The sequence below is a fragment of the Pseudomonas aegrilactucae genome (genome assembly GCF_019168305.1).
Classification (GTDB): Bacteria; Pseudomonadota; Gammaproteobacteria; order Pseudomonadales; family Pseudomonadaceae; genus Aquipseudomonas; species Aquipseudomonas aegrilactucae.
In genome coordinates, this window is the sequence record NZ_JAHTBI010000079.1 from 57,073 (window position 1) to 82,522 (window position 25,450).

The 25,450-nt window shown below is 60.9% G+C and carries 20 protein-coding genes; 10 read left to right on the forward strand and 10 right to left on the reverse strand.

Annotated elements, in window-relative coordinates; genetic code table 11:
* Positions 1–2 precede the first annotated feature (2 nt).
* The gene (locus KUO17_RS20330; RefSeq protein ID WP_163949168.1) at positions 3–785 is read right to left on the reverse strand and encodes a methyltransferase domain-containing protein; all 783 of its coding nucleotides are present in this window, start codon (positions 783–785) and stop codon (positions 3–5) included.
* An 80-nt stretch (positions 786–865) separates the two neighbouring features.
* Between KUO17_RS20330 and gloB the strand changes: the two genes are divergently transcribed.
* The 8 genes from gloB (at position 866) to fabI (ending at position 11,480) form a co-directional block, all read left to right on the forward strand.
* Positions 866–1,645, forward strand: coding sequence for a hydroxyacylglutathione hydrolase (gene gloB / locus KUO17_RS20335; RefSeq protein WP_217977303.1), 780 nt, complete (start codon positions 866–868; stop codon positions 1,643–1,645).
* Positions 1,646–1,744: 99 nt separating this feature from the next.
* Entirely contained in the window at positions 1,745–3,163 is a 1,419-nt protein-coding gene (locus tag KUO17_RS20340; RefSeq protein ID WP_217977304.1) for a LysM peptidoglycan-binding domain-containing protein, read from the forward strand.
* 119 nt (positions 3,164–3,282) lie between these two features.
* Positions 3,283–5,115 carry an extracellular solute-binding protein gene (locus KUO17_RS20345; RefSeq protein WP_217977305.1) on the forward strand — a complete coding sequence of 611 codons (1,833 nt, stop codon included), beginning with the start codon at positions 3,283–3,285 and terminating at the stop codon, positions 5,113–5,115.
* Positions 5,112–6,959 (forward strand): extracellular solute-binding protein, encoded by a 1,848-nt coding sequence (locus tag KUO17_RS20350; protein ID WP_217977306.1) that lies wholly within the window; start codon positions 5,112–5,114, stop codon positions 6,957–6,959. The genes KUO17_RS20345 and KUO17_RS20350 overlap by 4 nt, the downstream gene beginning before the upstream one ends.
* Position 6,960: 1 nt before the next feature.
* Complete coding sequence (locus KUO17_RS20355) at positions 6,961–8,034, forward strand: microcin C ABC transporter permease YejB (protein ID WP_217977307.1); 1,074 nt, start codon at positions 6,961–6,963, stop codon at positions 8,032–8,034.
* A 1-nt stretch (position 8,035) separates the two neighbouring features.
* Positions 8,036–9,055: an ABC transporter permease gene (locus KUO17_RS20360; RefSeq protein WP_217977308.1), complete on the forward strand. Its 1,020-nt coding sequence runs from the start codon at positions 8,036–8,038 to the stop codon at positions 9,053–9,055.
* A gap of 1 nt (position 9,056) precedes the next feature.
* Positions 9,057–10,667: an ABC transporter ATP-binding protein gene (locus tag KUO17_RS20365; RefSeq protein ID WP_217977309.1), complete on the forward strand. Its 1,611-nt coding sequence runs from the start codon at positions 9,057–9,059 to the stop codon at positions 10,665–10,667.
* An 18-nt stretch (positions 10,668–10,685) separates the two neighbouring features.
* The gene (fabI, locus tag KUO17_RS20370; RefSeq protein WP_163944321.1) at positions 10,686–11,480 is read left to right on the forward strand and encodes an enoyl-ACP reductase FabI; all 795 of its coding nucleotides are present in this window, start codon (positions 10,686–10,688) and stop codon (positions 11,478–11,480) included.
* 233 nt (positions 11,481–11,713) lie between these two features.
* Here fabI and KUO17_RS20375 read toward each other — a convergent pair whose 3' ends face one another.
* The 8 genes from KUO17_RS20375 to KUO17_RS20410 all read right to left on the reverse strand — a co-directional run bounded on the left by KUO17_RS20375 (position 11,714) and on the right by KUO17_RS20410 (position 21,101).
* Positions 11,714–13,585 (reverse strand): SurA N-terminal domain-containing protein, encoded by a 1,872-nt coding sequence (locus KUO17_RS20375; protein WP_217977310.1) that lies wholly within the window; start codon positions 13,583–13,585, stop codon positions 11,714–11,716.
* Between the two features lie 197 nt (positions 13,586–13,782).
* Positions 13,783–14,055 (reverse strand): HU family DNA-binding protein, encoded by a 273-nt coding sequence (locus KUO17_RS20380; RefSeq protein ID WP_095159208.1) that lies wholly within the window; start codon positions 14,053–14,055, stop codon positions 13,783–13,785.
* Positions 14,056–14,201: 146 nt separating this feature from the next.
* Positions 14,202–16,598 (reverse strand): endopeptidase La, encoded by a 2,397-nt coding sequence (lon, locus tag KUO17_RS20385; protein WP_163944315.1) that lies wholly within the window; start codon positions 16,596–16,598, stop codon positions 14,202–14,204.
* Positions 16,599–16,750: 152 nt separating this feature from the next.
* Positions 16,751–18,034, reverse strand: a complete 1,284-nt coding sequence (clpX, locus tag KUO17_RS20390) for an ATP-dependent Clp protease ATP-binding subunit ClpX (RefSeq protein WP_217977311.1) — start codon at positions 18,032–18,034, stop codon at positions 16,751–16,753.
* Positions 18,035–18,139: 105 nt separating this feature from the next.
* Positions 18,140–18,781, reverse strand: coding sequence for an ATP-dependent Clp endopeptidase proteolytic subunit ClpP (clpP, locus tag KUO17_RS20395; RefSeq protein ID WP_163944309.1), 642 nt, complete (start codon positions 18,779–18,781; stop codon positions 18,140–18,142).
* A 91-nt stretch (positions 18,782–18,872) separates the two neighbouring features.
* Positions 18,873–20,183, reverse strand: a complete 1,311-nt coding sequence (gene tig, locus KUO17_RS20400) for a trigger factor (RefSeq protein ID WP_217977312.1) — start codon at positions 20,181–20,183, stop codon at positions 18,873–18,875.
* A gap of 139 nt (positions 20,184–20,322) precedes the next feature.
* On the reverse strand, positions 20,323–20,628 hold the full coding sequence (locus KUO17_RS20405; RefSeq protein WP_217977313.1) for a DUF6388 family protein: 306 nt from the start codon (positions 20,626–20,628) through the stop codon (positions 20,323–20,325).
* A gap of 68 nt (positions 20,629–20,696) precedes the next feature.
* Positions 20,697–21,101 carry a hypothetical protein gene (locus tag KUO17_RS20410; protein ID WP_217977314.1) on the reverse strand — a complete coding sequence of 135 codons (405 nt, stop codon included), beginning with the start codon at positions 21,099–21,101 and terminating at the stop codon, positions 20,697–20,699.
* A 136-nt stretch (positions 21,102–21,237) separates the two neighbouring features.
* On the opposite strand from KUO17_RS20410, the gene KUO17_RS20415 reads away from it, so the two are divergent.
* Positions 21,238–23,067 carry an SLC13 family permease gene (locus KUO17_RS20415; protein WP_217977315.1) on the forward strand — a complete coding sequence of 610 codons (1,830 nt, stop codon included), beginning with the start codon at positions 21,238–21,240 and terminating at the stop codon, positions 23,065–23,067.
* A gap of 122 nt (positions 23,068–23,189) precedes the next feature.
* Positions 23,190–23,561: a DUF4175 domain-containing protein gene (locus tag KUO17_RS20420; protein ID WP_217977316.1), complete on the forward strand. Its 372-nt coding sequence runs from the start codon at positions 23,190–23,192 to the stop codon at positions 23,559–23,561.
* Positions 23,562–24,174: 613 nt separating this feature from the next.
* Here KUO17_RS20420 and KUO17_RS20425 read toward each other — a convergent pair.
* The gene (locus tag KUO17_RS20425; RefSeq protein ID WP_217977317.1) at positions 24,175–25,068 is read right to left on the reverse strand and encodes a hypothetical protein; all 894 of its coding nucleotides are present in this window, start codon (positions 25,066–25,068) and stop codon (positions 24,175–24,177) included.
* Between the last annotated feature and the right edge of the window lie 382 nt (positions 25,069–25,450).

Here is a 25,450-nt window from a genome sequence, read left to right on the forward strand (position 1 = left end):
CTTTATTCATCGTTGAAGGTGCGACCCTCGGGGTGAGGCTCGCGCCGGTTGACCTTGGCCATCGGCAGCGGCAGCAGCTTGCCCATCGGTTCACGCCGCGCCTGGCGCAAGGGCCGCAGGCCCACCACCATCTTGCGTGCCACCAGCAGGTAGACACCACCGCCCCCGCACTGCCAGCGCCCGGCGACACGCTCCCAACCCGACAGGCGTGCCTGCCAGGCCGGCGAGGCAAGCGGCGGACGATAGCACCCGAAGCGGCGTTTCTCCAGCGCGAAGCCCAGCAGGTTGAGCCAGTCGCCCACCCGCGAAGGCGAGATGCAGCGGGCCTTGCGCAGAGCATCATGGGCGAACACCCGGCGCATGCCCCAGGCGCTCCACGGGTTGATGCCAACGATCAGCAGATGACCGCCCGGGCGCACGCTGCTGGCCGCCTCACGCAGCAGGCCGTGGGGCGACAGGCTGAAATCCAGGCCATGCTGCAGCACCACCACATCGGCGGCATGCTCGCTGAGCGGCCAGGCCTGCTCTTCACAGACGATCTCCACCCCCGGCAACGGCGCCCCCAGGCGCACGTTGCGCTGCACCTGCGGCGCACTCGGCGGGGCCTCGGCACAGGGGCCGTAATGCACCAGGTAGCCACCAAAGTAGCGCCCCAGCTCTTCTTCGAGCAGGCGCTGCTCTTCGGCCAGCAGCAACCGGCCCAGCGGGCCGGCAAACCATTCGCGTGCCTGGCTGATCAGCTCCAGCCACTGCGGATCGGCCTGGGCAAAGGCTTGATCGGTCATTGCAGTCTCCCTTGGAAGGTTCTCGACGACGCACATAGCTACTAAGATGCACCCATGTCCACCGTTTGGCGAATCGCACAATGATACAGATCGATGCCCTGCCCGCTTTCACCGATAACTACATCTGGTTGTTGCAAGACGCCGTCAACCAGCGCTGTGCAGTGGTCGACCCGGGCGATGCGGCGCCGGTGCTGGACTGGCTGCAGCGCCACCCCGGCTGGCAACTGAGCGACATCCTGGTCACGCACCATCACCACGACCATGTGGGCGGCGTGGAGCAGCTCAAGAACGCGACCGGCGCACGGGTCAGCGGGCCCGCCAACGAACGTATCCCGGCACGCGACCTGGGCCTGCAGGACAACGACCGGATCGACGTGCTGGGCCTCACATTCGAGGTGCTCGAGGTACCCGGGCATACCCTGGGCCACATTGCCTATTACTGCGCACGGCCGCAGTTGCCGATCCTGTTCAGCGGCGACACCCTGTTCGCCGCCGGTTGCGGGCGCCTGTTCGAGGGCACGCCGCAGCAGATGCACACCTCGCTCGAGCGCCTGGCAGCCCTGCCTGCCGCCACGCTGGTGTACTGCACCCACGAATACACCCTGAGCAACCTGCGTTTCGCCCGCGCCGTAGAGCCCGACAACGTGCACATTGCGCAACGCTTCGACGACGTTAGTGCACTGCGCGCGCAAGATCACATCACATTGCCGTCCAACCTGGCCCTCGAGAAGCTCACCAACCCGTTTCTGCGTACCGCCGAAACATCCGTTAAAGAAAAAATAGACGAACGGGATGGCCGCATAAACCCTACGCCGAGTGCTGTTTTTGCGGGGTTGCGCGCATGGAAGGACACGTTCTAAACAGCCCCGGCAAGGTGCAAAAAGTTCTCAAAGGTTGACCGATAGGGGGTGCCTTTCTAGAATCCCCCGACATTTTTGCCCGGAACTTTGTCCTAGCCAATGTCGTCTCCTAGCCGCAGAACCTTCAATTCCGTCGCCCTGACGCGCCTGGCCCAAGCCAGTGCGCTGGCCCTGGCCGCCACCCTCGTGGGCTGCCAGAGCACCCGTCAGGTCGATGAATCCGAGAGCGTTCGCGCGCACAATTTCCAGGCCCGGATCAAGCAGAAACCGATTTTTGTCCACGACAAGAAGCCGGTCGAGCCTGCCGTGGCCCAGGACGTATGGGAGCGCATGCGCCAGGGCTTCCAGTTACAGGACGGCATCGCGGTCAACCCACGCATCGAGCAGCAGCGCCTGTGGTTCGCCAGCAACCCGTCGTTCCTCGAAAGCGCCGGCGACCGTGGCAGCCTGTACATCCACTACATCGTCGAGCGGCTGGAAGAGCGCGACATGCCGCTGGAACTGGCCCTGCTGCCGGCCATCGAAAGTGCCTACAACCCGATGGCCTACTCGCGCGCCCATGCCGTGGGCCTGTGGCAGTTCATCCCGTCGACCGGGCGCTACTTCAACCTGCGCCAGACACGCTTCTACGATGGCCGTCGCGACATCACCGCCTCGACCAACGCAGCGCTCGACTACCTGACCCGCCTGCACGACATGTTCAACGGTGACTGGCTGCTGGCCCTGGCCGCCTACAACGCTGGCGAAGGCACCGTAAGCCGGGCCATCGAACGCAACGAGAAGCTCGGCCTGCCGACCGACTACTGGAACCTGCCGCTGCCCAAGGAAACCCGCGACTACGTGCCCAAGCTGCTGGCACTGTCGCAGGTAGTCCTGACCCCGCAGGCGTATGGCGTGAACCTCAACCCGATCGCCAACGAGCCGTACTTCGAGGCCGTCGCGATCAAGGACCGCCTCGACCTGTCGCGCGTTGCCGCGCTGGCCGAAATCGACGAAGACGAGCTGTTCCAGCTCAACCCGGCGTTCAAGCAGCGCATGACCGTGGACGGCCCGCAGCAACTGCTGGTACCGACCGCCAAGGCGCAACTGCTGACCGCCAGCCTGTCGAACATGAAGCCCGAAGAGCTGCTCAGCCTGCAGCCGAAAAAGGCCGTGTTCGAAGCCGCCATGGCCGAAGCCTCGGCACCGGTGCGCAACAGCCGCTATCGGGTCAAGCGTGGCGACAACCTGGGCAGCATCGCCAAGGCCAACAAGGTCAGCGTCAAGGACCTGCAACGCTGGAACAAACTGCGCGGCAACAACCTCAAGGTCGGCCAGACCCTGGTCATGCAAAGCGCCCAGCCGGCCGCCGGCAGCAACCAGAAAAAGCCCACCCAGTACAAGGTGCGCAAAGGCGACTCGCTGTACATGGTAGCCAAACGCTTCAACGTCGAAATGCAGCACCTCAAGCGCTGGAATCCGCGCAGCGGCCACGCCCTCAAACCAGGCCAGACCCTCACCGTCTACCTGCCGCATTGAGTCGCAGGCTCCGGCTGCCCGGCCGGAGCCCGCACCTTGTCTGGGGTTACTCTTTTTCCTGCCGATACAAGCTGTTACTGTAGCCGGAATAAAGCCCAAGCCTGGATCGGATCGCCGACTTGATACGCCCCCTCCTGTTGCTGTCATTCAGCCTGGCCTTGAGCTTTCCCGCAGGCGCGACAATCAGCGAAAGCCACGGTTACGCCCAGTTCGGCACGCTCAAGTACCCAGCCAAATTCACCCACTTCGATTGGGTCAACCCGCAAGCGCCGAAAGGCGGCACCTTGCGCGCGATGGCATTTGGCACGTTCGACACCCTCAACCCCTATACTTTCAAGGGCTCGAGCCCGGTTACCACGCCCAATTTCCTGCAGTACGGCGTGAACGAGCTGAACGAAACGCTGATGGTCGGCACCGGCCAGCGCGATCCCTCCGGCGATGAAGCGACCTCCAGCTACGGGCTGATCGCACGCTCCGTGGAATACAGCGAGGACCGCAGCTGGGTGGTGTTCAACCTGCGGCCCGAGGCGCACTTTCACGATGGCAAGCCCATCACTGCCGCCGATGTGGCGTTCTCGTACCGCACGCTGCTCAAGGACGGCCACCCGACCTACCGCACCAGCCTGCAGGAAGTGCAGCGGGTCGACGTGCTCACCCCCCAGCGCATCCGCTTCGTGTTCAAGCGTGCCGGCAACCCTCTGCTGATCCTGCGCCTGGGCGAGATGCCGGTGCTGCCCCAGCATTACTGGAAAGGTCGCGACTTCAAGGCCACCACGTTCGAGCCGCCCCTGGGCAGCGGCCCCTACCGCATCACCCAGGTACAACCCGGACGGCGTCTGGTGTTCGAGCGCGTCAAGGATTACTGGGGCAAAGACCTGGCGGTCAACCGCGGCAAGTACAACTTCGACCGTGTCGAATACGAGTTCTACCGCGACAGCGACGTGGCGTTCGAAGCGTTCAAGGCGGGCGAGTTCGATATCTACATCGAGCACCAGGCCAAGAACTGGGCCAACGGCTACAACTTCCCGGCGGTACGCCATGGCCAGGTGATCAAGGCTCAGGTCCAGCACCAGATACCCACCCAGACCCAGGGCCTGTTCATGAACAGCCGTCGCGCCGCCTTCGGCGACGACCGCGTGCGCCAGGCGCTGGGCCTGATGCTGGACTTCGAGTGGACCAACCGCACCTTGTTCAGCAGCGCCTACAAGCGCGCTGCCAGCTTCTACCCCAACAGCGAGTTCAGTGCCCGTGGGCTGCCGCAGGGCAAGGAGTGGCTGCTGCTGGCGCCCTACCGCGAGCAACTGCCAGCAGCCCTGTTCACCCAGCCCTACAGCGTGGGCCAGACCGAAGGCCGTGGCATCGACCGCGACACCCTGCGCCAGGCCCTGGGCCTGCTGGGCCAGGCCGGCTGGAAGCTGTCCGGGCAACGCCTGCTCAACAGTACCGGGCAGCCCATGAAGGTGGAAATCCTGCTGGTGAACCCGAACCTGGAGCGCATCCTGCAACCTTATGTCGAAAATCTTGCCAGCATCGGCATCGATGCGCGCTTGCGCACGGTAGACCGCGCCCAGTACAAACAGCGTCTGGACCAGTTCGACTTCGACATGATTCTGATGACCTTGAGCCAGACACTCAGCCCCGGGCTGGAACAATGGCTGTACTTTCACTCCAGCCAGGCCGCCACCAAGGGCAGCAAGAACTACGCGGGCGTGAAAAGCCCGGTGGTCGACCACCTGCTAGAGTCTCTGCTCAATGCGCAAAGCCGCGATGATCAGGTGGCTGCAGCACGTGCGCTGGACCGGGTGCTGCTGTGGCAGCACTACATGATCCCCAACTGGTATCTCGACAATCACCGCCTGGCCTACCGCAACCGGTTCGCCTTTGTTGCCACGCCGCCCTACACACTGGGGCTGAACAGCTGGTGGCTCAAGCCCACGGAGAACGCCCAATGATGCCATTGCCTCGCCTGCGCCTGCTGGCCGCCGGCCTGTTGCTGGCCAGCCTGAGCCTGCCGGCCCTGGCCGCACCGCAACATGCACTGACCCTGTACGACGAAGCGCCCAGGTACCCAGCCAGCTTCAAGCATTTCGACTACGTGAACCCCGACGCGCCCAAAGGCGGTACCTTCCGCCTCAATGGCTCCGGCGGCTTCGACAGCCTCAACCCCTTCATCAACAAGGGCGTGCCGGCCGACAATATCGACCTGGTGTACGACACGCTGGCGCGCGCCAGCCTCGACGAACCGTTCACCGAATACGGGCTGCTGGCCAAGCAGATCGAGAAGGCTCCCGACAACAGCTGGGTACGCTTCTACCTGCGGCCCGAAGCGCGCTTCCAGGATGGCCATGCGGTACGCGCCGATGACGTGGTGTTCACCTTCCAGACCCTGATCAAGAGCGGCGCGCCGCTGTACCGTGCGTATTACGCCGATGTCGACGAAGTGATTGCCGAAGACCCGTTACGCGTGCTGTTCAAGTTCAAGCACAAGGGCAACCGCGAGCTGCCGTTGATTCTCGGCCAGTTGCCAGTGCTGCCCAAGCACTGGTGGGCCACCCGCGACTTTACCAAGGGCAACCTGGAGATCCCGCTGGGCAGCGGCCCGTACAAGGTCGCCGAGGTCAAGGCCGGGCGCTCGGTACGCTATCAGCGCGACCCGAACTACTGGGGCAAGGACCTGCCGATCAACCGCGGCTTCTTCAACTTCGACACCCTGCGCGTGGACTACTACCGCGACAACACCGTGGCGCTCGAGGCGCTCAAGGCCGGGCAGTTCGACTACTGGCTGGAAGTCAGCGCAAAAAACTGGGCCACCGCGTACAACATCTCGGCCGTGCGCGACAAGCGCCTGATCCGCGAGGAGATCGTCAACGGCAACCCCACCGGCATGCAGGGCTTCGTGTTCAACCTGCGTCGCCCGGTGTTCCAGGACGTGCGCGTGCGTGAAGCGCTGAGCCTGCTGCTGGATTTCGAATGGACCAACAAGCAACTGTTCAACGGCGCCTACACCCGTACCACCAGCTACTTCGAAAACTCCGACATGGCGGCCAGCGGGCTGCCCAGCGCCGCCGAGCTGAAACTGCTCGAACCCCTGCGTGACAAGGTCCCGGCGCAAGTCTTTACCCAGCCGTTCAAGAACCCGGTCACCGACGGCAGCGGCATGATCCGCGAACAGCAGCGCAAGGCCTACAAGCTGCTGCAGGACGCCGGCTGGCGCATCCAGGATGACAAGATGGTGGATGCCCAAGGCAAGCCGGTGGTCATTGAGTTCCTGCTGGCACAGACCGAGTTCGAACGCATCCTGCTGCCCTACAAGCGCAACCTGGCCGACCTGGGCATCGAGCTGAGCATTCGCCGTGTCGACGTCTCCGAGTACATCAACCGGCTGCGCTCGCGGGACTTCGACATGATCGTCGGCGGCTTCCCGCAATCCAACTCCCCCGGCAACGAGCAGCGCGAGTTCTGGCAGAGCGCCAGCGCCGACAAGCCCGGCAGCCGCAATTTCATGGGCTTGAAGGATCCGGCCGTCGACAGCCTGGTGGAGGGGCTGATCAATGCCGATTCGCGCCAGAGCCTGATCGACCACACCCGCGCCCTGGACCGCGTGCTGCAGTGGGGCTACTACGTGGTCCCCAACTGGCACATCAAGACCTGGCGCGTGGCGTACTGGAACCACATCGGCCACCCGGCCACGCCGCCCCGGTACGACATCGGCATCAACACCTGGTGGATCAAGCCCGATGTCGCGCCGAGCGTACCGGTAGCTACCGACGCCACGCCAACGGCCGGGGAGCAATAGCATGCTGGCCTATATCTTTCGCCGCCTGCTGCTGATCATCCCCACCTTGCTGGGCATCCTGATCATCAACTTCGCGATCATCCAGGCCGCCCCCGGCGGCCCGGTCGAGCAGATGATCGCCAAGCTCGAAGGCTTCGACGGCGCCACCAGCCGCATCGCCGGCGGTGGCTCGGAGGTCTCGGTGGCGGGCTCCAACTACCGCGGCGCACAGGGCCTGGACCCGGCCCTGATCGAGGAAATCGAGCGCATGTACGGCTTCGACAAGTCGGCGCCGGAACGCCTGTGGATCATGATCAAGAACTACGCCCAGCTGGATTTCGGCAACAGCTTCTTCCGTGACGCCAAGGTCATCGACCTGATCGCAGAAAAGATGCCGGTGTCGATCTCGCTGGGGCTGTGGAGCACGCTGATCATGTACCTGGTGTCAATACCGCTGGGCATCGCCAAGGCCACGCGCCACGGCAGCCACTTCGACGTGTGGACCAGCTCGGCGATCATCATCGGCTACGCGATCCCGGCGTTCCTGTTCGCCATCCTGCTGATCGTGCTGTTTGCCGGCGGCAGCTATCTGGACTGGTTCCCGCTGCGCGGGCTGACGTCGAACAACTTCGACGAGCTGAGCACCGGCGGCAAGATCCTCGACTATTTCTGGCACCTCACGCTGCCGGTGACGGCCCTGGTGATCGGCAACTTCGCCACCATGACCCTGCTGACCAAGAACAGCTTCCTGGACGAGATCAACAAGCAGTACGTGGTCACCGCCAAGGCCAAGGGCCTGAGCCCGAACCGCGTGCTGTACGGGCATGTGTTCCGCAACGCCATGCTGCTGGTGATCGCGGGCTTTCCGTCGGCCTTCATCGGCATCTTCTTCACCGGCTCCTTGCTGGTGGAGGTGATCTTCTCCCTCGATGGCCTGGGCCTGATGAGCTTCGAGGCAGCCATCAACCGCGACTACCCGGTGGTGTTCGGCACACTGTTCATCTTCACCCTGCTGGGCCTGGTGGTGAAGCTGATCGGTGACCTGACCTATACCCTGGTCGACCCACGCATCGACTTCGACAGCCGGGAGCACTGAGATGACGCTTTCCCCTCTCAACCGCCGCCGCTTCCAGCGCTTCAAGGCCAACCGCCGCGGCTGGTGGTCACTGTGGCTGTTCCTGATCCTGTTCGGCCTGAGCCTGGGCGCCGAGCTGATCGCCAACGACAAGCCGCTGGCGGTGCGCTATGACGGCGAATGGTACTTCCCGGCGCTCAAGCGCTACCCGGAGACCACCTTCGGCGGCGAGTTCCCGCTGGAGGCCAACTACAAGAGCCCGTACATCCGCGAGCTACTGGCCGCCAAGGACAGCTGGGTGCTGTGGGCACCGATTCCGTTCAGCTACCAGAGCATCAACTACGACCTGAAGGTGCCCGCCCCGGCGCCGCCCTCGGCGCAGAACCTGCTGGGCACCGATGACCAGGGCCGCGATGTGCTGGCGCGGGTTATCTATGGCTTTCGCATCTCGGTGCTGTTCGCCCTGACACTGACCGTACTCAGCTCGATCATCGGCGTGATCGCAGGTGCCCTGCAGGGGTTCTACGGAGGCTGGGTGGACCTGGCCGGACAGCGCTTTCTGGAGATCTGGTCAGGGCTGCCGGTGCTGTACCTGCTGATCATCCTGGCCAGTTTCGTACAGCCCAACTTCTGGTGGCTGCTGGGCATCATGCTGCTGTTTTCGTGGATGAGCCTGGTGGACGTGGTGCGCGCCGAATTCCTGCGCGGGCGCAACCTGGAGTACGTGCGGGCGGCGCGGGCGCTGGGCATGCAGAATGGCGCGATCATGTACCGCCACATTCTGCCCAACGCGATGGTGTCGACCATGACCTTCCTTCCGTTCATTCTCACCGGCGCCATCGGCACCCTGACTGCGCTGGACTTCCTGGGCTTCGGCCTGCCGCCTGGCGCGCCGTCGCTGGGCGAGCTGGTGGCCCAGGGCAAGTCCAACCTGCAGGCGCCATGGCTGGGCATGAGCGCGTTCGCCGTGCTGGCCTTGATGCTGAGCCTGCTGGTGTTTATCGGCGAGTCCGCCCGCGATGCCTTCGACCCGAGGAAATGAGATGAGCAACGACACCTTGATCGAAGTGCGCGACCTGTCCGTCGAGTTTGTCACCGGCGAGCAGCAGCAACGCGTGGTCGAAGGCATCAGCTTCGATATCCGCCGCGGCGAGACCCTGGCCCTGGTGGGCGAAAGCGGCTCGGGCAAGTCGGTAACCGCGCACTCCATCCTGCGCCTGCTGCCCTACCCCCTGGCGCGCCACCCCAGCGGCACCATCACCTACGAAGGCCGCGACCTGCTGACCCTGGACGAGAAGCAGATGCGCCGCATCCGCGGCAACCGCATCGCGATGATCTTCCAGGAACCGATGACCTCGCTGAACCCGCTGCACACCATCGAAAAGCAGATCAACGAAATCCTCATGCTGCACAAGGGCCTGCGCGGCAAGGCTGCCACCGCGCGCACCCTGGAGCTGCTGGAGCTGGTGGGCATTCCCGACCCGGCCAAGCGCCTCAAGGCCCTGCCCCATGAGCTGTCGGGCGGCCAGCGGCAACGGGTGATGATTGCCATGGCCCTGGCCAACGAGCCGGAACTGCTGATTGCCGACGAGCCGACCACGGCGCTGGACGTCACCGTGCAGCTGAAAATCCTCGAATTGCTCAAGGATCTGCAGGCGCGCCTGGGCATGGCGCTGTTACTGATCAGTCACGATTTGAACCTGGTGAAAAGAATTGCCCATCGCGTATGTGTCATGCAGCGCGGTTGCATCGTCGAACAGGCGTCGTGTGACGAATTGTTCCGTGCCCCGCAGCATCCGTACACGCAAGTGCTGCTTGGCGCCGAGCCCAGCGGCACGCCTGCCGGCAACCCGGTAGGTGCGCCGATGCTCGAGGTCGAGGACCTGCGCGTGTGGTTCCCGATCAAGAAGGGCCTGCTGCGCAAGACCGTCGATCACGTCAAGGCGGTGGACGGCATCAACTTCAGCCTGCCCCAGGGCCAGACCCTGGGCATCGTGGGCGAGAGTGGCTCGGGCAAGTCCACCCTGGGCCTGGCGATCTTGCGATTGATCGCCAGCCAGGGCCGCATACGCTTTGAAGGCCAGGCGCTGGAGGGCCTTACGCAACAGCAGGTACGGCCATTGCGCCGGCAGATGCAGGTGGTTTTCCAGGACCCCTTCGGCAGCCTGAGCCCACGCATGTGCGTGAGCGATATCGTCGCAGAGGGCCTGCGCATTCATCGGATTGGCACGGAGGCAGAGCAGGAACAGGCGATCATGGAGGCGCTCGAGGAAGTAGGGCTGGATCCGCAAACGCGGCACCGCTACCCTCACGAGTTCTCCGGTGGCCAGCGACAACGTATTGCCATTGCCCGGGCACTGGTATTGAAACCGGCACTGATACTGCTGGACGAGCCCACCTCGGCGCTCGACCGGACCGTACAGCGCCAGGTGGTGGAACTGCTGCGTACGCTGCAGACCAAGTACAACCTGACCTACTTGTTCATCAGCCATGATCTGGCGGTGGTCAAGGCGCTCAGCCACCAGTTGATGGTGGTCAAGCAGGGCAAGGTGGTGGAACAAGGTCCGGCGTCGAGCATTTTCAGCGCCCCGCAACATCCCTATACACAGCAGCTGCTGGAAGCCGCCTTTTTGGCCCCCACAGCTGTCGATTAACCTGAAGAGGAACAACACATGGGTTTTCTCGCCGGTAAGCGCGTACTGATCGTCGGTGTCGCAAGCAAACTGTCCATCGCATCCGGTATCGCTGCCGCCATGCATCGCGAGGGTGCAGAACTTGCCTTCACCTACCAGAACGAAAAGCTCAAGGGCCGCGTCGAAGAGTTCGCCGCTGGCTGGGGCTCCAGCCCTGAGCTGTGCTTCCCCTGTGACGTTGCCAGCGATGAAGAAATCGCCAAGGTCTTCGAAGAGCTGAGCAAGAAGTGGGACGGCCTGGACTGCATCGTGCACTCCGTAGGCTTCGCGCCGGGCGACCAGCTCGATGGCGACTTCACCCAGGCCACCACCCGTGATGGCTTCCGTATCGCCCACGACATCAGCGCCTACAGCTTCGTGGCCCTGGCCAAGGCCGGTCGCGAACTGATGAAAGGCCGCAATGGCAGCCTGCTGACCCTGTCGTACCTGGGTGCCGAGCGCACCATGCCGAACTACAACGTGATGGGCATGGCCAAGGCCAGCCTGGAAGCCGGTGTACGTTACCTGGCACGCAGCCTGGGCCCGGATGGCACCCGTGTGAACGCGGTATCGGCCGGTCCTATCCGCACCCTGGCGGCCTCGGGCATCAAGAACTTCCGCAAGATGCTGGACGCCAACGAAGCGCAGACCCCACTGCGTCGCAACGTCACCATCGACGAAGTCGGCAATGCCGGCGCCTTCCTCTGCTCGGACCTGGCGTCGGGCGTGAGCGGTGAAATCATGTACGTGGACGGTGGCTTCAACACTACCGCCATGGGCGACCTTACCGAGTAAGGTTGGCAAGATGGGAAAAGGCCGCTGATGCGGCCTTTTCTTTGTGTGGAATTTACAGCTCTACTGACTGTTCCGACCCTTTCGCTGGCAAGCCAGCTCCCACAGGTACAGCGTAGATCTCAGGATCTCCGATAAGCCTGTGGGAGCTGGCTTGCCAGCGAAGGGGCCCGCACAGGCAGCACAAAAACAGAAAGGGCCGCATCAGCGGCCCTTTCTGCTTACAGCAACATCACTCAATAACGGGTGATGTCCGCCTTCTCTTCCAACTGCTTGCGGTACGCCGCGAAGTCCTGCTGGCCGGCGCGCGAAGCCAGGAAGCGACGATAGGCCGCCTTCTCCTGATCGCTGGCCGCAGCCCCTTCGTTGACGCCGTTCAAGCGCAGCACTACAAAGCTGCCATCGGCCAGGGTGACGCTACCAAAGGTAGGCTTGTCCTTGGCTTCAGGCTTGGTCATGCGGAATACCGCCTGCAGCTCGGCCGGCTCGATGGCCTCCTGGCTGCGTGTGACCGCTTCCTGGACCTTCCAGCCCTGACCTTCGTGCTGGGCCGCAGGTGCGACCTTGCCGTCGCGCAGGCCGGCGATCAGCGCCTCGCCCTTGGCCTTGGCTGCCGCACTTGCGTGCTCTTTGGCCAGGTGCTTGCGAATGCTGTCGGACACTACGTCCAGTGGCAGTTGCTCAGGCTTGCGGTGTTCCTTGGCACGGATGACCACGACGGTCTCCGGGTCCAGTTCCAGCGCAGTGCTGTTGGCACCTTCTTCGAGCACTTCCGGGCTGAACGCGGCCTGGATCACGGCACGGTTGGCCGCAATGCCTTCACCGCCTTCACGACCGAACGGTGCCGAGGTCTGCACCTTCAGGCCCAGTTCCTGGGCTGGCTGGGCCAGGTCGGAGGCTTCGAACGCAGAGTCTTCCAGTTGCTTGGTCACTTCGACGAAGCGCTGCTCGACCTGCTGGGTCTTCAGTTCACGGGTAAGCTTGTCTTTCAGGCTGGCGAACGTCGGCACATCAGGCGCCTGCACGTCCAGCAGCTTGATCAGGTGCCAACCGAAATCGGTACGCACCGGCGCCGATACCTGGCCTTTGTTCAACGCGTACAGCGCGTCTTCGAAGGTTGGATCGTAAACACCCTTGCCGGCATAGCCCAGGTCACCACCGGTGCCGGACGACCCCGGATCCTGCGAGAACTCCTTGGCCAGCTTGGCGAAGTCTTCACCTTTGTCCAGACGCTGCTTGATCTCTTCGATGCGGGCCTTGGCCTTGGCATCGTCAAGCGTGTCGTTGACTTCGATAAGGATGTGCGCGGCATGCAGCTGCGGAGCCAGGTTGGCAATCTCCTTCTCGTACAGCGCCTGAAGCGCCTCGTCATCGACCTTCACCTGGTCGAAGAACGCGGCCTTCTTCAGTTCGATGTAGTCGATGACGACCTGATCCGGGCTCATGAACTCCTTGGCGTGCTCGTCGTAATGCGCCTTGATCTCTTCGTCGGCGACCTTGACCGCAGCCGGGTCGGCCTTGAAGGTCAGCGAAGCGAAATCACGGGTCTGCTTTTCGATGCGGGCAAACGCGTCAACCTGGGCATCGGTCACAAAACCGCTGCCGGCAAGGCCTGCACGCAGTTGGCCGATCAGCATTTCCTGCGCCAGCATGTCGCGGAACTGCAGACGGCCGTAGCCCAGCTGACGAATCACCTGATCGAAACGCTCAGCACTGAACTTGCCGTCAACCTGGAATTCCGGTGTTTGCAGGATGACCTGGTCAAGCGCGGCTTCGGAGAAGCTGAACTTGGCATCCTTGGCACCCTGGAGCAGCAGCTTGCGCTCGATGAGGCCCTTGAGTGCTGCTTCACGCAGCATTTTTTCATCCAGCAGGGAGGCGTCGAAGTCCTTGCCCAGCTGTTGCATCAACTGCCGACGTTGCATGTCGACGGCCTGGCTCAGCTCGTTCTGGCTGATGGTGTCACCATTGACCTTGGCAGCGTCCTGGCTGTGGGTGGTGGCCTGGAAGATGGCATCGAAGCCGGTCAGCGCCATCAAGGCAACGATGACACCGATGATGGTCTTGGCAATCCAACCTTGTGAATTGTCCCTGATATTCTGCAGCATGCGTCCCCCAGAAACGGCTGTACTAAACAAACAAACCGCGGAGCGTGGGTAGAGTCCTGATAGAAGAAAGGCGCATCCGAGGATGCGCCTTCTCGTAACTGGCGAAGCACACGGGAATCTGTTTTTGCGATTCCCCGTGCTTCGCTACCAGGCCAGGCGAGACCTGACCCGGCTAGGCGAAGCCTGAAAGAGACGACTTAGTTGACGGCTTCTTTCAGTGCTTTGCCGGCCTTGAAGCCTGGCTTCTTGGCAGCAGGGATTTCCAGAGTCTTGCCGGTTTGCGGGTTGCGGCCGGTACGGGCAGGACGATCGGTTACGGAGAAGGTACCGAAACCAACCAGTACCACAGAGTCACCGTCCTTCAGGGCGCCGGTGACGGATTCGATGACTGCGTCCAGCGCACGGCCGGCGACAGCTTTCGGGATATCAGCAGATGCGGCAATAGCGTCAATCAGTTCCGACTTGTTCACTCTAAGTCCCCTTATCTCTATTTGAGTTTGTTTCTAAGTATGTAATGAAAAGCAAAACGAGTGCTGGGTGGCCTACTGACACTTAGGCGCCGCTTTGTAACAAGGGCTCGAAATACGCTCAAGCAAGCCCCCCAGCCAAATACGTACTAATGGGTACTGATTCGTTCCTTGGAATCACTGTCGCGCTTTTCATCCTTGGCGACAATCTCGGGAGCCACATCTGGCAAGGGCTCCGGGGCGTATTGCAGCGCAATTTGGAGGACTTCGTCAATCCATTTGACAGGTTTAATCTGAAGATCCTGCTTAATATTGTCAGGAATTTCTTTCAGGTCGCGCACATTCTCTTCCGGAATGATCACCGTCTTGATTCCACCGCGATGGGCCGCCAGTAATTTCTCCTTCAACCCCCCAATTGCCAGCACCTGGCCACGCAAGGTAATTTCACCGGTCATGGCCACATCGGCACGCACCGGTATACCGGTCAACGCCGAGACCAGGGCGGTGCACATGCCCACGCCGGCACTCGGGCCATCCTTGGGCGTAGCGCCCTCGGGCATGTGGATGTGGGTATCACGCTTCTCGTGGAAGTCAGCCGGGATACCCAGGCTGCGCGCACGGCTGCGCACCACGGTTTGCGCGGCCGTGATGGACTCGACCATCACGTCGCCCAGGGAACCGGTCTTGATCAACTGACCCTTGCCGGGAATTACCGCAGCCTCGATGGTCAGCAGTTCGCCACCCACCTGGGTCCACGCCAGCCCCGTCACCTGGCCCACCTGATCCTGCTGCTCGGCCAGGCCGTAGCGGAACTTGCGCACGCCCAGGTAATGCTCGAGGTTGTCGCTGTCGACCTTGACGGCCACCTGCTTGTGCCCGGCATGCTCCTTGACCACCTTGCGGCAGATCTTCGCAACCTGGCGCTCCAGACCACGCACACCGGCTTCCCGGGTGTAGTAGCGGATGATGTCGCGGATGGCTGCGGTATCGATCTCCAGTTCGCCCTTTTTCAGGCCGTTGGCCTTGATCTGCTTGGGCGACAGGTACTTGACCGCGATGTTGATCTTCTCGTCCTCGGTGTACCCCGGCAGGCGAATGACTTCCATGCGGTCGAGCAGCGCCGGCGGAATGTTCATCGAGTTGGAGGTGCACAGGAACATCACGTCCGACAGGTCGTAATCGACCTCCAGGTAGTGATCGTTGAAATTGTGGTTCTGCTCGGGGTCGAGCACTTCGAGCAGTGCCGACGCCGGGTCGCCACGCATGTCGCTGCCCATCTTGTCGATTTCGTCGAGCAGGAACAGCGGGTTGCGTACCCCAACCTTGGTCATCTTCTGAATCAGACGACCTGGCATCGACCCGATATAGGTCCGGCGATGGCCGCGGATCTCAGCTTCATCACGCACGCCACCCAGGGCCATACGCACGAACTTGCGGTTGGTGGCACTGGCGATGGACTCGGCCAGCGAGGTCTTGCCCACGCCAGGCGGGCCGACCAGGCACAGCACCGGGCCACGGATTTTCTTGACCCGTTTTTGCACGGCGAGGTATTCGAGGATGCGCTCCTTCACCTCGTCCAGACCATAGTGGTCGGCATCGAGGATTTCTTCGGCCTTGGCCAGGTCCAGGCGCACCTTGCTCTGGGCCTTCCACGGCACCTGCACCAGCCAATCGAGGTAGGAGCGCACCACGGTGGCTTCAGCGGACATCGGCGACATCTGCTTGAGCTTGTTCAGCTCGGCCTGGGCCTTGGTGTAGGCGTCTTTGGGCAAGCCGGCGGCATCGAGGCGCTTTTTCAGCTCTTCGATTTCGTTGTGGCCTTCGTCGCTGTCGCCGAGCTCTTTCTGAATGGCCTTCATCTGCTCATTCAGGTAGTACTCGCGCTGGCTGCGCTCCATCTGCTTCTTGACCCGGCCACGGATGCGCTTCTCGACCTGCAGCAGGTCGATTTCGGCATCCAGCAACGCCAGCACATGCTCGACACGGGCGCCCAGGTCGATGATTTCGAGGATTTCCTGCTTCTGCTCGATCTTCAGGGCCATGTGCGCGGCCATGGTGTCGACCAGGCGCCCTGGCTCATCGATGCTGTTGAGCGAGGAGAGGACTTCAGCCGGGACCTTCTTGCCCAACTGCACGTATTGCTCGAACTGCGACAGCAGGCTGCGCACGAACACTTCGGACTCGCGATCGGCAGTCTCGACTTCGTCGATCAGCGCTACGTCGGCGCGGATGTGCCCGTCGACTTCGACAAAGCGCTCGACCGCACCGCGCTGCTCGCCCTCGACCAGCACCTTGACGGTGCCATCGGGCAGCTTGAGCAGCTGCAGAACGGTCGCGATGGTGCCGACACGGTACAGGGCATCTTCACCTGGATCGTCGTCAGCGGGATTCTTCTGGGCCAGCAGGAGGATCTGCTTCTCGCCCGTCATCGCAGCCTCAAGGGCCTCGATGGACTTTTCACGCCCCACGAACAGCGGGATGACCATGTGCGGGTAAACGACGACATCGCGCAATGGCAAAAGAGGCAAGTCGAGGGTTGTCTTCATGATTTCGCCTCTACAGCGGCCTTATGGCCGTAATCCGATGGAAATTTGAGCTTGGGTTTAATGTGGGGGCAGGCCCGTGAAAAAACAAGCTCTGCGACAGGAAAAGCAAAGGGGCCCGTAGGCCCCTTGCTTTTTTGCTGCCGTCACCCGACTCAGGCGTCGGGTGCAGCCTTGGCTTGCGGCTCGCTGTTCTCGTAGATCAACAGCGGCTTGGACGAGCCCTCGATGACGCTCTCGTCGATCACCACCTTGCTGACTTCCTTCTGCGAAGGAATCTCGTACATGGTGTCGAGCAGGATGCCTTCGAGGATAGAACGCAGGCCACGGGCACCGGTCTTGCGCTCCAGTGCCTTGCGTGCCACCGACTTGAGCGCATCGCTGCGAAACTCCAGGTCGACGCCTTCCATCTCGAAGAGCTTGCCGTACTGCTTGGTCAAGGCGTTCTTCGGCTCGGTGAGGATCTGCATCAGCGCAGCCTCGTCGAGCTCGTCCAGGGTCGCCAGTACCGGCAAGCGGCCGACGAACTCGGGGATCAGGCCAAACTTGACCAGATCGTCCGGCTCGACTTCACGCAGCGACTCGCCAACCTTCTTGCCTTCTTCCTTGCTGCGAACTTCCGCACCAAAGCCGATGCCACCGCGGGTAGAACGGTTCTGGATGACCTTTTCGAGGCCCGAGAACGCACCGCCGCAGATGAACAGAATGTTGCGCGTATCGACCTGCAGGAACTCCTGCTGCGGGTGCTTGCGGCCACCTTGCGGCGGTACCGAGGCAACCGTGCCTTCGATCAGCTTGAGCAGTGCCTGCTGCACGCCCTCACCCGAGACGTCACGGGTGATCGACGGGTTGTCCGACTTGCGCGAGATCTTGTCGATTTCGTCGATGTAGACAATGCCCATCTGGGCCTTTTCCACGTCGTAGTCGCACTTCTGCAGCAGTTTCTGAATGATGTTCTCGACATCTTCACCCACGTAACCCGCTTCAGTCAGCGTGGTGGCGTCGGCAATGGTGAACGGCACATTCAACAGGCGCGCGAGGGTTTCGGCGAGCAGGGTCTTACCCGAGCCCGTCGGACCGATCAGCAGGATGTTACTCTTGCCGAGCTCGACGTCGTCGTTCTTCTTGTCACGTTGATTCAGGCGCTTGTAGTGGTTGTACACCGCTACGGCCAGAACTTTTTTCGCGCGTTCCTGACCAATTACATACTGGTCCAGGATGCCGCTGATTTCTTTCGGCGAAGGCAATTTATGCGCGCTGCTCTCGGCCTGGGCTTCCTGCACCTCCTCACGGATGATGTCATTGCACAGGTCGACGCACTCGTCGCAGATAAAGACCGAGGGGCCGGCAATCAACTTGCGTACTTCATGCTGGCTTTTGCCGCAGAAGGAGCAATAGAGCAATTTGCCGTTGTCCTCGCCGTTACGGGTGTCAGTCATTCGATCGATCCAATCCGGTAGGCTTGCAACACAAGATGAAGGCAATTGCGGGCTTTTTCAAGTCCACAGGTGGCGGGAGGGCCCGACCACCTGCTGGGGTGCCTATCAAACAGCCATATGCCGCTTGTTGTGCACCGAGTCGATCAGGCCGTACTCGGCAGCGCGCTCGGCGCTCATGAAGTTGTCGCGGTTGGTGTCACGCTCGATGGTCTCCAGATCCTGCCCGGTGTGGTAGGCCAGCAGCTCGTTCAGACGCGACTTGATCTGCAGGATTTCCTTGGCGTGGATCTCGATATCCGAGGCCTGGCCCTGGAAGCCACCCAGCGGCTGGTGAATCATCACCCGCGAGTTCGGCAGGCAGTGACGCTTGCCCTTGGCACCTGCGGCGAGCAGGAAGGCGCCCATGGAGCACGCCTGGCCGATGCAGGTGGTAGAAACGTCGGGCTTGATGAACTGCATGGTGTCGTAGATCGACATGCCCGCAGTCACCGAACCGCCCGGCGAGTTGATGTAGAGATGGATATCCTTGTCCGGGTTTTCCGCTTCAAGGAACAGCAGCTGCGCTGCGATCAGGTTGGCCATGTAGTCCTCTACCGGGCCGACCAGAAAGATCACTCGTTCCTTCAACAGGCGCGAGTAGATGTCATAGGCGCGTTCGCCACGAGCGGATTGCTCGATAACCATCGGGACCAGGCCGCCTGCGGCCTGGATGTCAGAGCTCTGCTGATAATAAGAATTGCGGGACATGTCCTGCACTCACTCCCAAATAGTCATGTCTTGAATACGCACAAGCCAGCGCGAAGGCTGGCTTGTGGTGTTTTCCTACGAGAGAAGGAAATCAGTCAGCGGCAGGTGCCTGCACCGGCTTGACAGCTTCTTCGTAAGAGACCGATTTGTCGGTCACAGTCGCTTTCTGCAGAACAGTATCCACAACTTGTTCTTCCAGCACAACCGAACGGACTTCGTTCAACTGCTGGTCGTTCTTGTAGTACCAGGCCACGACCTGCTCAGGCTCCTGGTAGGCCGAGGCCATTTCCTGGATCATTTCACGAACGCGGTCTTCGTCTGGCTTGAGGTCGTTCTGCTTGACCACTTCGGCCACGATCAGGCCCAGCACGACGCGGCGCTTGGCTTGCTCTTCGAACAGCTCGGCCGGCAGTTGCTCAGGCTTGATGTTGCCGCCGAACTGCTGAACGGCCTGCACGCGCAGACGGTTCACTTCGTTTTCCAGCAGGGCCTTTGGCACTTCGATCGGGTTGGCAGCCAGCAGGCCGTCCATTACCTGGTTCTTGACCTTGGTCTTGATGGCCTGGCGCAGCTCACGCTCCATGTTCTTGCGAACTTCGGTGCGAAAGCCCTCGATGCCGGTTTCCTTGATGCCGAACTGGGCGAAGAACTCTTCGGTCAGCTCTGGCAGCTTTGGCTCGGAAACGCTGTTGACGGTAACGGTGAACTCGGCGGCCTTGCCGGCCAGGTCCAGGTTCTGATAGTCCTCTGGGAAGGTCAGGTTCAGAACGCGCTCTTCACCGGCCTTGGCGCCGACCAGGCCTTCTTCGAAGCCCGGGATCATGCGGCCGGAACCCAGCACCAGCTGGGTGCCCTGGGCCGAACCACCGGCGAATACTTCACCGTCGACCTTGCCGACGAAATCGATGTTCAGCTGATCTTCGTTCTGGGCGGCACGCTCGGCCACTTCAAAACGCACGTTCTGCTTGCGCAGCACTTCCAGCATGTTGTCCAGGTCGGCGTCAGCCACATCGGCGCTCAGGCGCTCGACGGCGATCGAGTCGAAACCGGCAACGGTGAACTCCGGGAATACTTCGAAAACAGCTACATATTCCAGATCTTTGCCAGCTTCGAGCGACTTTGGCTCGATCGAAGGCGAACCGGCAGGGTTCAGCTTCTGCTCAACCACAGCTTCGTAGAAGGAGGACTGGATAACGTCGCCTACGGCTTCCTGGCGAGCGTCAGCACCGAAACGGCGCTTGATTTCGCTCATTGGCACTTTGCCTGGACGGAAACCAGCAATCTTGGCCTTTTGGGCAGTCTGCTGCAGACGCTTGTTGACCTGGCTCTCGATACGCTCAGCCGGCACGGTGACGCTCATGCGGCGCTCGAGAGCGGTAGTATTTTCAACAGAAACTTGCATGGATATTCCTCGTTGCACAGACGTTAGCCGGCGATACCCGACTCCAGAATCAAGGGCAAGCATTCTAGTGACTCGAACACCAGAAGTCACCCCGTTCAAATCAAGGAGAACAGGTACCGGCATATTTGACTACCGCACCTCAGGGCGCGGCATCTTCAATTTCGTTGAACTCGCAGTATTCCTGCCAGCTCAGGCCCAGCGCCTCGGCCACCTCACGGTGCACCTCAAGGCGCATCTCACGCAGTTCTTCGGGCGATTCGACGATCAACTGGAGCGCAAGCTCCCAAGGCTGCACGCCCTGTTCGTCAGCCTGGTCTTCAAACGCCCACTGGATCTGCTGCTGTTGCTCGTGGGCACTGAGGCCCGCGATTTCTTCCAGTAACTGCGGATTTGCCTGGGCGAAGCGCTCAAGCGCGACCGCCTGGCGTGACTCTTTTGCAATCATGGGGCATTCCTTCCTGCGACCGGCAGCCCGACCACTGCTTCAACCGCCTGAAATCTATCAGCTTTGGCTTATTTGTCACTAGCCTCGACATCGCTGGCGACAGGCGCGTCTGCCGGCAGGTTGCCCAGCGCAGCTAACATGCCGAGCACGCCGGCCAGGTACAGGCTGGCCACACCGAGAAATACCGACATCTCGAAACCGAACAACCACTGCACCAGCAGGCCCAGCAGGCATAGCACCACCGCTGCACCCACGGCGTAATCGTTGTTGCGGTGATTGAGCAACACCGAGCACGCGATGGCCGTCGCCACCAGCAGCACATTGATCACGATATAGCGATACGCGATGGCGTCCCAGATCAGGAACACATTGACCTTGGAGGTGTAGCGCACGATAAAGCCGATCAGCGTGATACACCCGAGCAGCCCAAACACGACCGCCGCATTCTTCAAACTGCTATTAACCTGTTGCACAGCCTATTCGTCCTTGAGCACTACAAAGCCGCTAACCTTAACATCTGGCCCCGTGCCACCCAAGCGCTGCAGCAAGTCAACAAATCTCCAGCACGTTTCTGCCAGACTCTGCCGCGCCTTCTTTTCGGATACCCGCATGAACCACGAACTCCTCATGGTCCTTGGCCTGCTGCTCACCGCCGTCACGCTGTTCATCATCAACCGCCCGCGCATGGACGTGGTCGCGCTGCTGGTGATCGTCGCCCTGCCCGTGCTTGGCATCCTCAGCGTACAGGAGGCCCTGGCCGGTTTCAGCGACCCCAACGTGGTGCTGATCGCGGCGCTGTTCGTGATTGGTGAAGGCCTGGTGCGCACCGGCATTGCCTACCGCATCGGCGAATGGATGGCCGAGCGGGCCGGCAACAGCGAAACGCGCCTGATCGTGCTGCTGATGGTCTCGGTGGCCGGGCTGGGCTCGGTGATGAGCTCAACCGGCGTGGTGGCGATCTTCATCCCGGTGGTATTGAGCATTGCCGCCCGCATGAAGGTATCCCCCAGCCGCCTGATGATGCCGTTGGCCTTTGCCGGGCTGATCAGCGGCATGCTCAGCCTGGTGGCGACGCCACCCAACGTGGTGGTGCACAGCGAGCTGGTGCGCCATGGCGAGGCCGGCTTCAACTTTTTCAGCTTTACCCCGTTTGGCCTGGTGATACTGGTGCTGGGGGTGGGCTACATGCTGTTGACGCGCAACTGGCTGGGGGGCGAGGTGCGCAAGGACGGCAGCGCACAGACCCGACGCACCCTGCTGGACCTGATCGTGGACTACAAGCTGGCCGGCCGCGAACGCCGGTTGCGGGTAAGGCCCGGTTCGCCGCTGGTGGGCCACAGCCTGAGCGAACTCAAGCTGCGCACCGAGCACGGCGCCAACGTGGTCGGTATCGAGCGCCAGCACAAATTCAACACACGGGTGATCAGCCCTGACTCCAGCACCCTGGTGCATGAAGGCGACGTACTGCTGCTGGACCTGTTCGCGCCCAGGGACGACCTGCGCAGCCTGTGCCAGACCATGCAACTTGAGCCACTGCACTTCAAGGCCGCGTACTTCATCGACCAGTCGCGCGAAGTGGGCATGGCCGAGGTAGCCTTGCCGCCAGGCTCGCAACTGATCGGCAAGAGCCTGCTGGAGCTGACGTTTCGCAGCCGCTGGGGCCTCAACGTGGTCGGCTTGCGCCGCGACCAGGCCGCCATCGATGAGCAACTGGTGGAAGAAAAACTGAAGCTGGGCGACACCCTGCTGGTGATCGGCACCTGGAAGGCCATCCGTCAGCTGCAGGCACAGCCGCGCGACTTTCTGGTGTTGAGCCTGCCGGCGGAGGTCGACAATGTGGCGCCGGCGCTGAACCAGGCGCCTTATGCATTGATCAGCCTGGCGGTGATGGTTGGCCTGATGATCAGCGGCCTGGTGCCGAATGTTGTCGCAGCATTGATCGGCTGCCTGCTGATGGGTGCCAGCCGCTGCATCGACATGGACAGCGCCTACCGCGCGATTCACTGGCAAAGCCTGATCCTGATCGTCGGCATGCTGCCGTTTGCCCTGGCGCTGCAGAAAACCGGCGGCATCGCACTGGCCGTGCATGGGCTGGTGGGCGTACTGGGCGATGCGGGGCCGTATGTGATCCTGGCCACGCTGTTCGCCATCACTGCCCTGATTGGCCTGTTCATCTCCAATACCGCGACTGCGGTACTGATGGCACCGGTGGCGATCACCACCGCCCAGCAGCTGGGCGCCTCGCCTTACCCGTTTGCGATGATCGTGGCGCTGGCAGCGTCGGCGGCGTTCATGACGCCAGTGTCTTCGCCGGTGAACACACTGGTGCTGGGGCCGGGTCAGTATCGGTTTGGTGACTTCGTGAAGGTGGGTGTGCCGTTTACGGTACTGGTGATGATCGTGAGCGTGGTGATGGTGCCATGGATATTTGCGTTGTAGCTGTATCACCCCAGATAGAGCGCTGAAGCCAGGCCCACAAGACTCTACGACAGATCGCAGCACGAGGAACTTCCACCCGGCAAGGCGTCAAAAGAACTCACACCTCGAACAGGAACAGTGTCATGCCCCGGCAAGGGACTCGCAGTACAACCATCAGGATGCTGATTGCATCGACGCTTTGTGTGATCACCCCGCCTTCCCTGGGCGCCACAATGCAGGACATGCAACGCGACATGCAGCAACGCCGTGAGCAGCAACAGCGCGACGATCAGGCCAGGTCTGCCGAACGGGCGCGCCAGGACATGGAAGGCATGCGCAAGATGCAGGAGAACAACCGCGAGCAGATGCAGCGGCTGGAAGAGATGAACCGCCAGCAGACGCAAGAGCGGGAAAAGTTCTTTCGCGAGAGCGAAGAACAGCACAGGCGTGAGCAGGCCGAGGAGCGGACAGCCAGAAAAGCTACTGCCGACGGTGAAACATCGCCTGAACAATAGGCGTCGAGCAGGCCAACCCAAACCGCCAGAACGAAAAAAGCCACCCGAAGGTGGCTTTTTTCTTGGCTTTCTCTCGCCTCAATGATGCGCGGTGAAAGCTTGGATGGTGCGGACGAAGAGATCCAAACTAATCAAAAAAAAAACCTATATTAGGAGGCTTTTCTCATTAAGCCACCACGATGTACTAACTGATGTACTAGATTCCCTGAGCTGGTAACTTATTACGGCATCTTTCCGCACACTCTTTCACTCGCTCGTTGCTTCACCCCACATTACCATGCGCTAAAGCATGGGGGTTGGCGGGGGGTGGGGCGTAGTATTTGCTGGGCCGAGTCCCCCATTGTCTCTCTCAGAAACGTACCTGTTGGGCCGAAAACTGGTCCGTGAGGCTTGCACGTCCCTAACGCCAGATCGGTATACCAGCAACGTCCTGCAGTGACGGCATCGCTCATTCACAATACCGAGCATCGCTCGTCATCACCTTAGCCAATGATGGGCTGGGACTATTCTCTCGACAACGCTTTACCCACGGGGCCTGCAAGCGATCGAGCTACCTTACGTACCAATTTTGTACCACTCGAACCAGAATGACACGCCCTCTACATCGGGTCGCTTATCTGCACCAGCGTCTCCACCAGGGATGCCTGTGCACTTCCGCATAACCATCCTCCCAAGCCTGATATTTCTCTGGTGGAGGACAAAGCCCCTTTTCTTCTACCTCCTTGAAATTAAACTGAACAATCCCAACTCGCTCTCCTGAAACCTTACTTAACTCTTTCTTCAATCTTTCGCCATGAAGGCTCAGAAAATCACATAACCTTTTAGAAAAATAGAGAACATTATCGGTATATGATGATACGGCTGCCACAGCACTACTGAACTGTTGATTACGGCCATCTTGCGCCACCAGGCCAAAATACAAATCCTGATATGTGAACCTTGACGGAATTTCTTTCCTTTCAAAGACTCCTAAATATTCATTCCTGAGCCTTACAGCCTCATTCAGTAGCCCATTCGATTCCACCAGCGCTGTAATCGCCCGGAGAGCAGGCGTGGAACCTTGTTGGAGCACCAAGGGCTGGAGCTGGCCGACCTGCGTCGGAGACTCCGGAAAATACTGCAACTCAAAGTTTATAAAAATTTCACCGCTTGCGGGCGGCGACTCGATCGCCTTCAAGTACCTAGCCTTTTCAGCCTCATACCGCTCTTTAGCGGGCGCTATATACTCCAGCTTTGCGGATAATGTAGATTCAAATATGGAATGACTGAGAATAACCCCAGCATTTATTACTCGAATCTCCGCTACCAATTCATCACGCCGCTTACCATTTCTGGCTGACCGCTGCGCTGCCCAAGCACCTGCAAATGCACCAACTAATGCTCCAAAAATAGTGATAAAAAAAGACGAGCCATCCAGATCCAGCAGCCATCTTGATCCGTCCAAGATGGATGGCACTGTTTGCCAGAAAATACCTGATACCGGCGCCCATTGATTCCCTTCTATCATCGCTCGCCCTCTGAGCAGCTGTGGCACATAGCACACATACTAACGGGATCACATAAGGAAATCTTGTTCCGACGCCTTACCCGGACATCTCAGTTATTGATGCCCGCGTCGTTCGGTCGCGGAATAGGGGTTTGAACCAGCCCGACACGACCCGCAGGCCGCTGCTGGCCTGAAAACCTTGCGATCTTAACCTGACTGAGCTGCTCATACTGCGGCAGCGACCTCGCCTTACCGGGCGACGAGCCACAGCGTGAATGATCCGGGCATTTATGGATTGGGGGGGCTTTCTGCATGAGGCCCGAATTACAAGGACTACAGCCTAATGGCTTTGGATGCGTGCCATTTTTGTACCATTCTGCCTCGACAGGGAGCAAAATTTCAC